At 35.8% G+C, this 15,354-nt stretch carries 19 protein-coding genes; 4 read left to right on the top strand and 15 right to left on the bottom strand.

Annotation, left to right across the window (positions count from 1 at the left end):
- Positions 1–22 precede the first annotated feature (22 nt).
- Both BN1354_RS01915 and BN1354_RS01910 read left to right on the top strand, forming a co-directional pair.
- Positions 23–649 carry a YceI family protein gene (locus BN1354_RS01915; RefSeq protein ID WP_053826069.1) on the top strand — a complete coding sequence of 209 codons (627 nt, stop codon included), beginning with the start codon at positions 23–25 and terminating at the stop codon, positions 647–649.
- Positions 650–856: 207 nt separating this feature from the next.
- Positions 857–2,077, top strand: coding sequence for a M28 family peptidase (locus BN1354_RS01910; RefSeq protein ID WP_053826068.1), 1,221 nt, complete (start codon positions 857–859; stop codon positions 2,075–2,077).
- Between the two features lie 5 nt (positions 2,078–2,082).
- Here BN1354_RS01910 and BN1354_RS01905 read toward each other — a convergent pair whose 3' ends face one another.
- The 3 genes from BN1354_RS01905 to BN1354_RS01895 all read right to left on the bottom strand — a co-directional run bounded on the left by BN1354_RS01905 (position 2,083) and on the right by BN1354_RS01895 (position 4,335).
- Positions 2,083–3,303, bottom strand: a complete 1,221-nt coding sequence (locus tag BN1354_RS01905) for a serine hydrolase domain-containing protein (RefSeq protein ID WP_053826067.1) — start codon at positions 3,301–3,303, stop codon at positions 2,083–2,085.
- Positions 3,304–3,560: 257 nt separating this feature from the next.
- Positions 3,561–3,848, bottom strand: a complete 288-nt coding sequence (locus BN1354_RS01900; RefSeq protein WP_053826066.1) for a hypothetical protein — start codon at positions 3,846–3,848, stop codon at positions 3,561–3,563.
- A 271-nt stretch (positions 3,849–4,119) separates the two neighbouring features.
- Positions 4,120–4,335, bottom strand: a complete 216-nt coding sequence (locus BN1354_RS01895) for a hypothetical protein (protein ID WP_053826065.1) — start codon at positions 4,333–4,335, stop codon at positions 4,120–4,122.
- A gap of 906 nt (positions 4,336–5,241) precedes the next feature.
- Here BN1354_RS01895 and BN1354_RS11960 point away from each other — a divergent pair.
- On the top strand, positions 5,242–5,787 hold the full coding sequence (locus BN1354_RS11960; RefSeq protein ID WP_154904810.1) for an ATP-binding protein: 546 nt from the start codon (positions 5,242–5,244) through the stop codon (positions 5,785–5,787).
- A gap of 29 nt (positions 5,788–5,816) precedes the next feature.
- Entirely contained in the window at positions 5,817–6,110 is a 294-nt protein-coding gene (locus tag BN1354_RS01885; protein ID WP_053826063.1) for an STAS-like domain-containing protein, read from the top strand.
- Positions 6,111–6,208: 98 nt separating this feature from the next.
- Here the strand turns inward: BN1354_RS01885 and BN1354_RS01880 are convergent, their stop codons facing one another.
- The 12 genes from BN1354_RS01880 to BN1354_RS01825 all read right to left on the bottom strand — a co-directional run bounded on the left by BN1354_RS01880 (position 6,209) and on the right by BN1354_RS01825 (position 15,247).
- Positions 6,209–7,105: an LAPAL motif-containing putative phage structural protein gene (locus BN1354_RS01880; protein WP_053826062.1), complete on the bottom strand. Its 897-nt coding sequence runs from the start codon at positions 7,103–7,105 to the stop codon at positions 6,209–6,211.
- Positions 7,106–7,351: 246 nt separating this feature from the next.
- On the bottom strand, positions 7,352–7,942 hold the full coding sequence (locus BN1354_RS01875; RefSeq protein ID WP_053826061.1) for a hypothetical protein: 591 nt from the start codon (positions 7,940–7,942) through the stop codon (positions 7,352–7,354).
- Between the two features lie 106 nt (positions 7,943–8,048).
- The gene (locus BN1354_RS01870) at positions 8,049–8,249 is read right to left on the bottom strand and encodes a hypothetical protein (RefSeq protein ID WP_053826060.1); all 201 of its coding nucleotides are present in this window, start codon (positions 8,247–8,249) and stop codon (positions 8,049–8,051) included.
- A gap of 229 nt (positions 8,250–8,478) precedes the next feature.
- Positions 8,479–8,772: a hypothetical protein gene (locus tag BN1354_RS01865; RefSeq protein WP_154904808.1), complete on the bottom strand. Its 294-nt coding sequence runs from the start codon at positions 8,770–8,772 to the stop codon at positions 8,479–8,481.
- Positions 8,773–8,774: 2 nt separating this feature from the next.
- Positions 8,775–9,284: a terminase small subunit gene (locus tag BN1354_RS01860; protein WP_053826058.1), complete on the bottom strand. Its 510-nt coding sequence runs from the start codon at positions 9,282–9,284 to the stop codon at positions 8,775–8,777.
- A gap of 386 nt (positions 9,285–9,670) precedes the next feature.
- Positions 9,671–10,324 (bottom strand): ParB N-terminal domain-containing protein, encoded by a 654-nt coding sequence (locus tag BN1354_RS01855; protein WP_053826057.1) that lies wholly within the window; start codon positions 10,322–10,324, stop codon positions 9,671–9,673.
- 9 nt (positions 10,325–10,333) lie between these two features.
- A complete protein-coding gene (gene dnaB, locus BN1354_RS01850) occupies positions 10,334–11,749 on the bottom strand; it encodes a replicative DNA helicase (protein ID WP_082331515.1) in 1,416 nt (471 codons plus the stop codon).
- Positions 11,700–12,374 (bottom strand): DUF6291 domain-containing protein, encoded by a 675-nt coding sequence (locus BN1354_RS01845; protein ID WP_053826055.1) that lies wholly within the window; start codon positions 12,372–12,374, stop codon positions 11,700–11,702. Before BN1354_RS01845 ends, dnaB begins: the two co-directional genes overlap by 50 nt.
- Before the next feature lie 171 nt (positions 12,375–12,545).
- The gene (locus tag BN1354_RS01840) at positions 12,546–12,920 is read right to left on the bottom strand and encodes a hypothetical protein (protein WP_053826054.1); all 375 of its coding nucleotides are present in this window, start codon (positions 12,918–12,920) and stop codon (positions 12,546–12,548) included.
- Entirely contained in the window at positions 12,917–13,204 is a 288-nt protein-coding gene (locus tag BN1354_RS01835) for a helix-turn-helix transcriptional regulator (protein WP_053826053.1), read from the bottom strand. The genes BN1354_RS01840 and BN1354_RS01835 overlap by 4 nt, the downstream gene beginning before the upstream one ends.
- A 132-nt stretch (positions 13,205–13,336) precedes the next feature.
- Positions 13,337–14,014 carry a hypothetical protein gene (locus BN1354_RS01830; protein ID WP_154904807.1) on the bottom strand — a complete coding sequence of 226 codons (678 nt, stop codon included), beginning with the start codon at positions 14,012–14,014 and terminating at the stop codon, positions 13,337–13,339.
- Between the two features lie 21 nt (positions 14,015–14,035).
- Positions 14,036–15,247, bottom strand: coding sequence for a site-specific integrase (locus BN1354_RS01825; protein WP_053826051.1), 1,212 nt, complete (start codon positions 15,245–15,247; stop codon positions 14,036–14,038).
- Positions 15,248–15,354 lie beyond the last annotated feature (107 nt).

Genomic DNA, 15,354 nt, shown 5'->3' with positions numbered 1-15,354 from the left:
TTTTAATCTCTCAGGTTAAGTTATGAAACAATTTATATCAATATTCACTATATGTTATCTATTGTCACTTACTTTAAGTGCACAGCTTAACTCATATCCTGTTACTGTGGATGTAAAGGATAAAAGTGTACTTTCGATTCATGGGAAAAGTAATGTCGTTGATTTTACATTCGATCAACCAAGTAAGGAGTTTATAGATAATAAACTATATGTTGTTGCTTCTTGGAAAAACGATAAAATATATTTAAGTGAGAGTAATCTGGAGATTCCTGTAAAAAGCTTCAACTCCAGTAACAAGATGGCGCTGAGAGATTTTAATAAGTTGGTAAAGTCTGATCAATACCCTAAAATGCTTATAAAACTTGATCATATTGAACTTGCCGACAGATCTTCAACATCAGCAGTAGGAAATGCTGTTATTGATATTACAATTACAGATGTTACAAAAAGATATATTTTCCCTGTAACAACAGGTAAAAATGGAAATAACTTTACTTTCGATATAACAAAAGAGATCAATATACGTGATTTTAACCTGACACCTCCTGTTCACATGATGGGAATGATAAAAGTTGACGAATTAATCACCATCAATCTGTTCATGGAGTGTGATATTCTACCGTTAGATCAGGCTGAGCTTACAAAGTAAGAATCTGCTCACAAATAATACCTCAACACCTTTTTCAAATAATATAGTTATAAACCTTTATTGTCAGTATTTACTATTTAGTATTGACGACAGTTGTATTTTATTGTAAAAGACACCAAAAGTTAAAGTTTAAATTCTATTTTTGTAAAGCATTTAACATTAAATTTCTACGAGTAGAGAGAACATTAAATCAATCAGATAATTAAGATGGAAAAGGCCTATTTAGTCGAAAGAATCAAAACACATTTGCATGTACTCTGTAATGAGATAGGTGAACGCAGGGTTGGAAGCGAGAAAAATCGCTTAGCAACAGATTACGCAGGTAAGATATTGAAGGAGTATGGCTGGCAGACAGAAGCAAACAAACTATCTGTTATTGATTGGAAAACAGAGGGAGCTGAACTGACTTGCGGTGATAAATCTTTTGAAGTGTTTTCATCACATTACTCGCTGGGTTGTTCCGTAGAAGGTGAATTGATTGCTATCGATACAATTGACAAGCTTGAACAATCAAACATAACAGATAAGATCGTTCTTTTATACGGAGACATCTCCTCACAACAGATTGCACCAAAGAAATTTCCTTTTTGGAACCCTGAAGAACATCAGCATCTCATTTCTGTCTTGGAAAGAAACAGACCTCTTGCAATAATAACAGCTACAAAGCGTGATTCAGCATTGGCGGGTGGTGTATATCCATTTCCTATGTTCGAGGATGGTGATTTTGATATTCCTTCAGTTTATATGACAGATATAGTAGGTGAAAAGCTGCTCAAATGTAAAGGAGAAACTGTAGAACTTGTTTCCAAGGCAAAGCGTATTCCTGAAATAGCTTACAATATCATTGGGAACAATAGCACAGAAAACAGTAACAGAATAGTAATCACTGCTCACATTGACACAAAGATTGACACTCCGGGGGCAATTGACAACGGAACAGGAGTGGCAGTTCTACTGGTTCTGGCTGAGATACTGAAAGACTGTTCGATAAAACATCCAATTGAGCTTGTCGTTTTTAATGGAGAAGACTACTATGGAGCACCTGGACAGGTTGAATATGTAAAACAAAACTCAGGTAAATTCTCCGATATCCTATTGAATATCAACATTGATGGTGCTGGGTATCATGAAGGTTTTTCATGTTTTTCTCCCTTTAATCTCCCTGAAAATGTCAGCACAGCCTTTAAAGATATGCTTTCTGATAATCCTCTTATCATTGAAGGATTACCATGGTATCAGGGAGACCATAGTCTTTTTTTACAGAACAGAACTCCTGCTATTGCTGTGAGTTCGAACTGGTTTATTGAAAACATGGAGAGTCAGGAGATTACCCATACTCCAAAAGACAACCTGGGTATTGTCAATTTTGAGCGAGTTGCAGAGTGTGCAATTGGAGTTAGGGATCTGATTAGAAAGATTGGGAGCTAAATTAATTACTCCATTCTTCCGGTATATGCATCTACACCTGATTTGCTCATTGGCTGTGCAAAGAACTTCTCAGCAGCCTTGGCTATCTCATCAACCCATGGTTGTTCTCCTCCGGCAAATTGAACTACCCATAGCTTGAGCTCTTTCTTGTGCCAATTTACAGAACAGTTAGTACCCCAGGCTCCACCATGACCAAACCATGCATCTTCGCTATCCTCTTCAGGTGCTGATAAACCTAGTGAGTAACCACTCAGCCCCTTAGGACGTGTGGAAAGTGCTAGAAGATTCTTCACTGTCTCTTCTTTCAGGATGCGATTACCATTATCTCCTAAGCCAAGATTCATCAGCATCTTATAAAACTTTAGCTGGTCATTGGCAGTTGTCCAGAGACCAGCTCCGGCAGATGCAAATACATGTGAGTCATTATAAGGTCGTTGCTGCCAGTCCATTTCTTCAACCCACTCGGCTGGAGCATCCTTGCTGTACTTATATAGCTCTATCTTGTTTTTAAGCTGTTCATCAGTAGGCCAGAACCATGTAGACTTCATTCCAAGGGGATCAAGCACCTCTTGCTTTAAATAGTCCTCCCATTTCATCCCTGTGACCACTTCAACAACAGCTGCACCAATATCAATTCCTGTGTTGGAATAGAGCTCACGTGTACCCGGCTCAAACATGATAGGCGAAGCCGCAGCGATAGAAGCTGTCTGGCGAAGGGGTGCTCCTCCAGACCATCCACCACCCCTGACATCAGGACGCTTGGCACTAATTTCGAAAGGGAAGCCACCAGTATGGTTTAGTACCATACGGATAGTAAGTTCGTTCTTTGCTTTACGAAGGGTCTTTACACTGTCATTTTCAGCAACTAACACCCATAACTCATTAAACTCAGGAAGATACTTAGAAACAGGGTCGTCGAGCGAAATACGCCCCTCTTCCACCAGTTTAGCAATTGTCACTCCGCAAAATCCTTTTGTCTGTGAACATTGCATGAACACATTATCCATACCTATTGGGCGCTTTTCTGATACGTCGGCATAGCCTATGGCGCAGGTTTCCTGCACACCGTCCTTATAGAACACGCTAATAGCACCGGACAGCTGACCACTTTCCACATAGGGTTGCAGCACTGTCTTAGCATAACTTGTATTTGAGTCTTTAGGTCCATTCTGGGCTGAAACTGATAAACAAAACACAGCAATCAGCAAAAAAAACGTTTTCTTCATGTTTTTTATGATTATAATTAGTTTATAGTGAAGAGGTAATCAATTAATAGTAAACACTTTTATTGAATTATATTATTATTAGTTACTTTCCGATACAGAATGTGAAACGTTATACTTAACGTGTTGATTTATAAAAAGAAAAGCCCGCTTGTTTAGTAAGCGGGTAACAAACTGGTAACAAAATACAAAGAACATTGTACTTTTGCGGGCTTTTCTGTATCTCAAAGATATAAATATTATTTCTACTAAAAGTATTCTTAACCGGTAAAATTGTGATACTGATATTTAATTTTGTTCTTATCTAAATAATCAGAAAACAGATCTACTGCATCACTTTTGGAATAACTTGTTTTTATCTTTACTAAAAGATCTTCATCTGTTTCTACATTCATTGCTTTTTTTATTGCGGACAAATCATATAAGGTTATAATTCTTTCCTCACTAAATCCACTACCTGAATCATATGATTGTAAAGTTAATTCTCCATTTGTAAGCTCTAAGAATATACTTCTACTTATATCATGATCATCTTTGTATATTTCCATAGTGTTTTTTGTATTAAAGTTAATACATTTTCTAACATCTTGGATCAATAAATTACAATCTTTTTAAAATATTTGACGCATTTCAAAGCGTTTTAAACAACTTTCTGCAATTTAGTGAACAATGGTATCAATAAACTATTTCAATAGCTCCGTATTTAGCAATTCAATATCTGTATTAAAATAGATAACCCCCACTATCCGGATTTGTGGGGGTCTTATAAATGTTGAACATTTAAACATTCATTTAATCATGCTGTGATTTTTATTTTACTCAATTGTTTAATATCATTACTTTGTCATTCTTAGGATCTTCTTCAAATTCATTCAGTATATCCAAAGCATGAGATAATACAAAAGCTATCGTTGCAAGTCTTCCGGTATCAACGGCTTCACCTCTTTCAGATAAATCAAATAAGGAATGTTTTACCATCTCAATTGTTTCTGTTGCTACTAAAAAGCGGTCTACTGCTGCATTTACATTTTTCATATCGATAATTTTTAATATTAATAATAAGTGCAAATATAAGGCATAATATTTATATAAAACGCTTATTATCAATTATTTAAGGTCGTTAATAGCGACCAATCACTTAACTATCTGATTATAACTATAATATGAAATAATGTTTAATGAAGTTTAACATTAAACGTTCTAAGTCTCTGATAGCGACCACTTTAAGCGTTGTCCGCACAGGACAATAATATCAAATGATTATCAGTATTTTACATAAATGGTGGCACTAAAAGTGGTACTGATTAACGTAAAACCTTGATTTTTTATTGAAATATTGCAGTCAAAATTTAACTTTTATACCAAGCTGATGACCGAAATTCAATAAAACAATCCCGGACCTTTCTAACGGGCAAAGAAAAACCCGGCTGGAGGCCGGGCGATATAAGGTCGTGGATAGAATAGCTGCCCAAAAGTGATTTCGGGGCCGATTAATTTGCCCCCACCGGCTCCCCTCAAAGGGGAGAGATTATCAGGTAATTGGTTGGATGTTGTTGTGATACAAACCGTCCGTTTGTATGTTGTATAACATGTTTTAATTACGAATAAAATTGTAACTTTGCACATATAAATACGTGTGAATTGGATATAACAATAAATAAATTACGAGATTACAGCCATTTATTTAACTTATGTCAGACTGATTATGTTGATGATGAGCAATTAATCATACATTTGAATTTATTTGTAAATCCACACGATGTATTATTGATTGCTCAATTAGCTATTTATATAAAGAAAAAGCATCCGTATATAAAACGCATAAGAATTCAGGGGAGCGCTTCTTCCATCGATTATTTGCAAGACATCGGGCTTATATCGTTTTTAAAATCAAATTACGAGCAGCCCAGGACTATTCGTTTTATAAACAAGTGCACAGCAATGCCCATAAGGCGCGTTGGTCAGTCTTTTATAGAGGAGTATGTACAGGAGACTTTGAGATATATCGGTAATATTTGCAAAGGCAAAGAGCTAACCATGCTTTCGGTAGGGATAAAAGAGTCTATAAATAATGTATATGACCACGCCGAATCAGAGATAGGAGCCTATGTTTTTTGCCAGTATTATCCAAAATTAAACGTAATACGCGTTTGTGTGTCGGATTATGGAGAGGGTATTCCGGCTATTGTGAGGCGTAAACATCCGGATTTTTCCGATAGAGGTTGTATACTGTGGGCATTAACTGAACATAACACGACCAAATCGCTTCCGAGCAATGCAGGAATGGGTCTGTCGATCATACGAAATTTTTCGATAACAACAAGAGGCAAACTAACAATTTGGACGGGCAATTGTTGTTATTTATGTAGGGACGGCGGACTGGAAAGAATTATTAAAAATATAGACGGATTTAAAGGTACTTTAATTGAGTTGGATATACATGTTGATAACTTAAATGACGAAGAGGATGTATTTGATACTTTTTGAAGTAAATTACGAAAAGAAAGAAGATTATTATGAGAACAATCAGAATAAAAGCACAAGTTAAAGGAACGAGCACCAACGATGAAGGTTGCACATTAAAATATTTACTGTTTCCTTTTTTTGAAAACAATGAATCTGTTATTGTATCGTTTAAAGATACTACACCGATGTCATCATCGTTTTTTAATTCGTCTTTTGGAGAATTGATTGATGAGTTTGGCTACGATTCTTTCAAGAATATTGTTTTGCCAAGGGATATAACTGCCTCTCACTTGAAGCTGATAAAGATGTATATTGATATGCACAGACAAAACGAGACTGCTTGATTAGACTTTACTATGTTTTTATCGGGATTATCATGGCCGAAAGGCTGAATGTAACGGGTATGCTTTAAGTGAATTACGACAAAAAATAATATAGCATGTCAATCTTCCAACCAACTCATATCTTCGATGTTATTCAAGGGCAATATTTCATTCACGTTTAGCACTTCATATATGGTTGCTATGACACTATTGTCATGGCCATATTTTACAGTTGTCTTCACATTCGCTTTGATTGAATCACCAGGGCGTATATCCAATTTTCTTTGCTGGAATCTTATAAGCCAATCATCATCGAGTATTTTTGCAGAAATTGTTCGGCCTCCATATTTAAAATCCCACATTGAACTGCCCAGATAGTCTGGTTTTTTTACTTTGAGTATCATTAATACTTGACTAGACAATGATTCTTTCGTCAACAACTCCTCTATATTTTCAGGACTGAAATTAAATGACAGGTTAAAATCAGCTTTTTGATGTCCGTCTATCTCCAGATACGCTTTATCGCTTTGATTCAAATGTGATAATGATTGATTAATAAGAGAGATATTTTTTATAAGTTTTGGTATCGGTATTGGTTCATAATAAGGGAATGACTTTATGTCCATTTTCACAGCTTCTTCGTAAAGTTCCTTGCGTATCTCTATTATTTCTTTAGCATTGGTTATACTTGTTTTCCCTTCCAGTCGATTTATGATTATGTATTTAGCTTTCACCAAATAATGACCTATAATCTTTTTCCAGTCGCAATCCTTTAAAGCCTCATCCGGTAGACCTTTTAAAGCATTAATCAACCACGTCTTCATTGATCCGGATTGAATATCTTCGAGCAGAATAACGGGGTCTAACTGCGAATTAATTCCATTTATCAAATCTCTGTCAAGATTCTGGAATGAGTTGATAATATCTGTCATGGTCTGAAAAACACGAGACGGATTTTCAGATTTCTTGTCAAAATCTATTGTTATACAAAACCCAGGACTTGATAAATCTTTCATACTCCTATTTTTTCTCAAAGTAAGTAAATTCATATCAATTGACCAAATTAAAACTTCACCTTCACCCCAACCAGGTGCCCGGTTTGATTATCGGGAACGCTGTACAGGTAGTTGTACTCAACCCCTGTGTTTATGTGAACACCGGTAAGTTTACCGTCAATCCTGTCTGCCTGATCTTGTGTGATTTTTTCATAAGCTCCATATGTTGCCTGACCTTGTTCCTCCTGTGGCTCCCTGCTGTGGATTCTACATCACTACATGAACCTCACGGCATTTAAAGGGTGCGTTCCCTGTCTTAATAAAATAGTCAGTTGGCACCACATCTCCATTTTCATCGTACTCCAGGAAATATTCCATTTGCCCCTGGATGAATAGCTTCACCCCAAATGTAGGATTTACACTCAGATAATTTCCTATTTCATTCATCGCATCGGCCAGCTTTTGAACGGATTTAAACCGCTTGATCTGGTCTGGCGATTCGGCGTAGACTTTGAATGATTCAATAATGGATTCCTCCACTCCATCCCGGATTACTACCTTTCCCTTTTGAATTTCAAAACTATTATTGTAAATGAAGCCCGGTAAATGGCTGTTAGCCCTCAGGATTGAATCAACAATACCATCAATAGCTGGTATTTCAATCATCTCCTTTTTGATCGGCAAGCCCTTGAAATCTTCGGCAATCCTGCTTCTTACAAATTCAATAATATAGTCCTCGTTCGGCTTCGGTCTTTTTGGCGGGATGTTAATAATATCTGGAATGATCATATTCCCCAGTTCTTCAATAGTAACCGGGTCCTTCCCTTTGATGATCTTTGTAACTTCGTTGAAAATCATCTGTAGATCTGTCAATGATATCTTCAAATAATTGATCTGCTTAGCTGCTTCACTTTCGTAAAACTTCACCAGTATTTTTTCTCCATAATTTTCGCTGTTAATAGGTTTACTCTTTGTTAATGTCCTTCATAAGCTGTATGAAATCAGCCTCATCTTTATCAGCCTTCTTTTTCGCCAGCTCTTCCGGATCTTCTGCGGGTTCCTTTTTACTCGCTTCTTCTATTTTGGCGAGAAGTGCATCAAACTTCTCCGACTGTTTCTCTACAAGGTTCAAAAGCTTCTCCACTCTGTCTGTTTCGTTACTCATAATCTCAATTTAAATAATTAATATTAAACATAATGATAATTATATAATCACTGTAATTCACCACCTGTCTGATAATCAATGTAATCGATTTATTCTTTACAAATCGTCAAATTTAACCGTTCCGTAATATTAGAAAATTGTTCACGAAACTGCTTATTTTGGTCGTTTTGCATCCGTTTTCTGATTTTTTGGCGTTAAAAAGATATTTTTGCTATTATCGCATTTTGCCTCAGCTTTCAATTGAAGTACTTTCAATCATCACCCTCAGGAAAAAATTCTCTTTTATTTTCTCAAAAAGATCCGGTATCAACTCAAAATCTATATAGCCACTTCTAAGCGACTTTAACAGATTTCTCTTATCGTCCATAGTTAAGGCAACCTCAACTTTACCGAATAACTCAATGTCTCCGGAATGATCCGCAATTCCCCTTGTTAGGTGGTTCAATTCTGTAATATTAAAGGTTCCTGTTTTCAGTCCTGAAATAATGATCTTCTTATCCTTTGCTAAAATTCTTTGTTTCATAATCATTCAGTCATTTTTGCAATTAATGAATTTACTTGTTCATCTGTCAAACTGTCAAAATCTATTTTCTGCTCAATCTTAGTAGGTGCTTCAAATCCTAATATTTTACTGATACTATCTAAAGATTTTTGTTTGTCATAGAATTTAATTTTTATTTCATTTCCGTATTTCGTCTCCCTCGTTGCTACTTCCTGAATACAGTCTTTAATTTCCTTTGGGAGTTCTTTGTAGGCCTTTAAGGTCATCCATCCCTCCCGGATCATACTTGTATCACTAAACGCAATCTTTTTATGTTCTTTCAAAACTTTTAAGGCTGTGATACCTGCTGTTTTCTCCAGGTCGGCCTGTAATGTTTGTATAAACTTTTGAATTTCAACATTTTTCAACAACCTACTGCCACTTGAATAGGCTGTTTTCTCTGAATACCCGGCTCTTAGTGCAGCTTGTGTAGCATTCAAATCTATCACATACTCATAGCAAAATTTTTCTTGTCTAGCTGTCAACTTTTTCATATACACTTATTTAAAAATATTCTTTAAACTTTTGCTTTATATCTTATTTAAGAAAATAATTTATTTGCTTTTCTTGCAATAGTAACCGGCCTATATGTTTCTTAACGTAATTATTAATTTTTATTTCCATTGGAATATATTATATCATTAAAATTATGCCCTCTGGCTTCACTACGTCGCTAATTTAAGAACATTAACCGCAAACTGGCATAACTTCCCACAAAAACAACTAAAGCTTTTAAACGGCTTTAAAATGGCTTGATTGAATTCTATCTATTAGGGTTCTGCTATACATAATTTTTAATATTTAATTGTGAATAGTTATTTGATCTTTTACTTTTTTTGTCTCAGTTATTGGTATTGCATTCTGTACAAATGCTCTGTAATTACCTATAAACATGAATAGCCAGATAATCAGTATCTGAATTATCTATATATGAAGATCCTTCTTTAAAAGTAAATACTTTACCAGTCTCCTTGGAAATCGCTTTAACCCCGTTATATTCAGTCCAGGACATTCCAGATTCTGTTTTATATTCTTCTCTTATACGTGGTCCCTCAAAAGTCCATTTCTCTGGTGTAAACCGATATCCGTCATTCACTTTAAAAACTACGACCGGAACAGTATCCAATCCGAAATATTTAGCAAGGTTGCATCTGTGGTTTCCATCAAACAATCCTAAAGTATCGGAGGGCATCACTATTTTTTCTTCACCGTCAACTATCGAATATACTTCGGTCTTGGATGGTGGTATCAATTTCCCGCCATTTAAAAGGATGTCAATCATTTCCACGTGAGACTTTATATCACCTGTAAATATATCTGTATATGGGTGTAATGTTAAATTGTACTCCTCAACTCTCAGAATTTCAGAATTAAACTCTCTTTGCCATCCACCATATGATCTCAAATTTTCAAACTTCATCTTATCGGGGTCTGTTTCCCATTCAATTTTCAAACCCTTACTTATAGCTTCTTTCTGCTGTTTGATCTTATTGAGAAGGTTTATCCTGCTATTTGTTTGCTCAAATATTCCCATATTATTATTTTAAAATGGTGTTTCTTCTTCTACCTCATAATGAGATTTATAACTGTTTGAATAACTTCCTGAAGGTGCTTCATCTTTAAAATTGGTGATGCAATCGTCTACCCAAAAATCAATGTTTCCGGTGCGCCCCTCTCTGTTCTTTTCAATCATAATTTGACCTAAATTTCTATCAGCATTATCATCATAATATGATGGTCTGTGAATGAATAGGACCGCATCAGCATCTTGTTCAATGGCTCCACTATCTCTTAGATCTGATAATAAAGGCACTTTGTCGGCTCTACTCTCAACACTTCTGTTTAGCTGTGATAAAAGTATTACAGGAACATTCAGATCCTTTGCCATTATCTTAATTGCTCTTGAACAAGCTGAAACCTCATCATTTGTTGTTTTACCTTTCAGTTGGTGCATATCTATTAATTGTAGGTAATCTATCATTATTAGATCACATTTACCTTTTCTTTTCATCTTCTTTGCTTGAGACCGTATCTGCTGAACTGAAATAGAAGCTGTATCATTAATTGATATTGGTAATTGTGAGAGTTGCTCTAAAGATTCTGCCAAACTAATGTACTCTTCCTGTGATAGCCTACCCTCTTTGAATGCCTCTGAGTTGATCCCTGAATGAGCGATTGCCATACGGTTCATTAAAGCAACTTTAGGCATCTCCAAAGAGAAAATTAATACATTGTTGCCTTTCTCTGCTGTTTTTCTTGCACAATTGAGCAAAAACGCTGTCTTGCCCATTCCCGGACGTGCAGCTAACACATAAACACATCCTTTTTGAAATCCGTGAAGTACATTATCAAGCTTTTTTAATCCGGTGTGGATTCCTACCGGGTGCCCCTCCTTTGCTCTTTTCTCCCTTTCCTGATATTCTTTGTAAGCCTCAACTGCCAGTTTGTCAATTGATATAGTAACCCCCACATCAGTAATATCAGATAGATTCTCAACTTCGTAAATATGATTGCTGATCAGATCATCCACATCTACGCTCATATCTTTAGAATCATTCAGGGTTTGTGCGCATTTCATCATCAACATTCTGCGCATATAGTCCTGAAAGACTATCATTGCATGAGTTTTAATGTGAATTGCAGAGGTTGTTATGTCTGAAAGTTCAGCTAATTGATATACTTCTACTTTACTTTTCCGCTTCTTTAGCCCCTCAGACACTGTTATAAGATCAACATCTGAATGTGATTCAATTTCAAGTATTACACTGTAGATCTCATTCAAATGCTCATCATAGAACATATCGGGTTTAAGGAAGTCCATAACTTCATATATCGCTGTTTTCTCTGATAATAACGCTCCTATTGTTGCTTTTTCAGCCTCCGGACTGTGTGGCATTACATATGTGTCGTTAATCGAGTTTTTGCCTTGCACGGCTTGTTGTGATCGCTGTTTTGCCATTTCCGTTATTATTAAGTTCGAATATTCCTTTCCAATTATTAGCCATTGATCGCTCAGTTATCTCTTTTGCGACCTTAGGATCATTATTTGAAAGTTTTTGAAGTTCCTTTACAAATGCTTTCATACCCCTTACCGTTTTATATGGATCTTTAATTTCTTTTTTATAAGCAATCCATTCAGATACTATAGGTTTTAAAAGAACATTTTCATTAGAAAATAAATCATCAATACTCTCTGTTTTTATTTTTTTATCTTTGACTGTATCTGTGACTGTATCTGTATCGGCTTTTTTGGGTTCACTTGGGTTATTTGGGTTAGCTTGGGTTTTTTTTAACCCAGTGGGTTTTTTGGGTTCACTTGGGTTATTTGGGTTTCTTGGTCTCCCTCCCTTTTTCCCGTTTTCCCTATTACGTTCAACAATAGCTTCATATTTTCTTGTATTTGAATCTATTGATGTTCTGATAAAAGTGAATGCCATTAGTACCATTGGAGGTAATTCTTGCATCACTTCTCCAGTAATATGGTAATGGAAAATCGCATCAAGTAATAACCCTTTGTCTGATTGCGATAAATCCTTTATTGCTTCATATTGTTGTACATATATTATAATCCCGTCTCTTTTCATATCTAAAATTTTATATATACAATTGATTATCGCCTTTTAGGCTTTAGCTTCAGCTGTCCGGTTAGCAAGCTTTCAATCAATACAAGGGATTCACCCTCGAAAATATTGTTATGTTTGGTGTGAATTTCTTTATTCAACCCGTATCTATCTATGAGTAATTTTTTTGCATCTTCAATCATAATTTCTTTCAAAAAGATTTTTAAAGTCGGACTGAATTATTTCACCAACTGTCTGAATGTCTTGGATATTGGTTTTCTGTGGTGTGATATAATATAACTTGTACCTTACATTTTGCTTTTCTACCCATTGATCATTTATAGTTATTCCTTTGTCTCTTAGGGTTTTAACGTATGATCTTGGGTCTGCATACCCTAACTTAATAGTGATGTCTGTAACGCTGTATTTTCCGGTTAACAATAGATCATAAACTTTCTTTTGGCGTTTAGAAAGTTTTATTCTATCTTTGCTCTCACACACACACGTGGACAAATCATTTTGCCCCTGTGACGGTTCCAGCCGTCCGGGGGCTTCTTCTTTTGGTTTCATCCTGGCCTCCTTCCTGTTACCACATAATTAGTTGCCTTTCTGTCTGTCTCATCTACGGTTTCCACCCGGTTCCTCTTAAGCCAATTTTCAACCTCCTCTCTATCGAAATAAAGCTGCTTACCTCTTGGTCGATAATGAGGAATTTTGTGGCAACTTGTTAACTTGTACAAGTATGAGCGGCTTAAGCCGGTGAGTGCCACTACGTCTTCTATCGTCAGTACTTTTTTTGAAGCCAACAATGTGTTTCTTTCGATTCTGTCTAACTGATTTTTTACATCTTCCATATCCGTTATTTTATGGCTGCAAGCCTGTTATTTATTCACATCACAAAGTTGGGCACAAAAGGGCAATAAAAAAGCTCTATATAGATACTATATAGTACCGATATAGAGCATAATATATTGTATGTGTGTGATTTAACTAAATATTTTTTTTATTTTGTCAGCATCTTTTACTTTAATACTATAGGTGTTTATATTCTTCCACCTATTCGCATAATCATTTTTTCCAAATAGTTGCTTAAATGGTTCCCACGATCTTACTTTGATCCTTTTCTCACCTCTCCACTGAGTTATAGTTAATCCAAGTGTATCACTTGCGAGTCCAGCAAATAAAGCCAGTTGATTGCCATTGCCATTGAATCTATAATCCGGGTTCATAAACCCAGCCTGAATGGCTTTATCAAATATCTTCCGGGCTTCTGGTGTGTCCAGAACATCAGGGATTGATAAAGCAGCATGATCGTGTTTTTCGTCATTGATTTCTGATAAGCTTAAGATTTTTTCTTTCACTGTTTCAATTAAGTTGGTATACAGGTTGATATATTTTTTATCATCTCTCAGTATACACAATCTCAATCGCTCATTCATTAGTTCTTTAATTTCAATCAACTCCGACTTAGTGGAATTCTCAATTTTATTTGCGTATATTATAGCATCCTGCTGTATATCTGGCTCATATCCATCAATAATAAAAGATACTACATCGTTGTATATACCCTTTTTGACCAACAAATCAGTATTAATTATTATACCTCCATCCTTATCATTAATACCAAAATGTACCATTGACAAATCTATATTTTTTGTTTTCATAGCTACCCGCTTTTATGTGAATTAATTATTAAAATCTATTTCTATATCTTTAGGCTCTTTGGCTGGCTCGGTTATGTCATCACTTAGACTTGGGATTCGGTTAACAGCTTCCTGCTTTACTTTATCAACTACCTTTGCATAAATCTGAGTAGTTGATATTTCTTTATGTCCTAAGAGCTTTGAAACTGTATATAGATCCACTCCCTCGGTGATCATTAAAACCGCAAATGTGTGCCGTCCTGTATGAAATGTCACATCTTTTTTAATACCGGCTCTTATACACCATTTAGAAAGTTCCACCAACAAATATGCAGAGTATTTGAATCCTGAGAAAACAAGATCATTATCATTACCTCTTTCACCCATAAATGGAACAGCCTGATCGCTTATGTCTAAGTATTCTCGACCGCCTGTTTTCTTCTGTTTGAAGTTGATCCTCGTATAATCACCAAAGTTTTCCACATCTCTCCATCTCAACCGTTCAATGTCACTTTTTCTTAACCCGGTTAAACAGCTGAACAGGAATGCACGCTTCAATACAGGCTTTTTACAGGGTGTATTAGCAAGCTTCTTTACTTCATCAAAGGTAAGGTAGACACGCCCTGTTTCTTCCGTTTTAAAGCCTTCTATACCTCTTAATGGATTGATCGGAATTATCCTGTCATCAAAGGCTTTGTTTATACAGGCTCTAAGCTTATTGAAATAAGATACTTTTGAGTTTTGGGCTAATGGTTTTGATGGATAACCATTTCCATATTTAGACTTATGTAAGTCTTTACCGGTTGTATTCAGGAACGATTTAAAGCCCTCAATCCATTCCGGTGTAATGTCTCTGAAGGTGGTATCTTCTGAACAGTATCTTTCGAGATGTTTTAAGCAGCTAAACCAGTTTTGATAATTACTTTTGCTTTCCTGGTTTTTAGCTCTCTCATTACACATATGCCTGTAATATTCAAGGAATGGAGTATCCAACTTGAATTGGCTGTTAAAACCATATTCATTGTTCTGGAGTTCAATCTGTCGTTTGGCTTTGATGGCCTGGGCTGTTGCACGTGTCTGCCTGTTAACCTCCCTCTCCAATGGTGTGGTTGCTTTGGTTATGTAAAGCTTCAGAAACTCATAGCTTCGCTTACCATCCCGATAAATATCCAAATAAAGGCTGATGTTTCCATTCGCCAGCTTCTTCTCCCGGAGTGTTACTGATTCCTTTTTCCCATTCTTTTTTGTGCTCATAATGTTACCCGTTTTTGTTATTTCTGTTACTTATTTTGTTTCGAGTAACAGACTGGCAACAAATTTATAACAAATATTGGAATAACAAAAGAAACAAAGCAGATATT

It is taken from the genome of Lascolabacillus massiliensis, from assembly GCF_001282625.1.
Lineage (GTDB): Bacteria > Bacteroidota > Bacteroidia > Bacteroidales > Dysgonomonadaceae > Proteiniphilum > Proteiniphilum massiliensis.
Note: the sequence above shows the minus strand (reverse complement) of the source record. Positions and strands in the feature narration are given on the sequence as shown.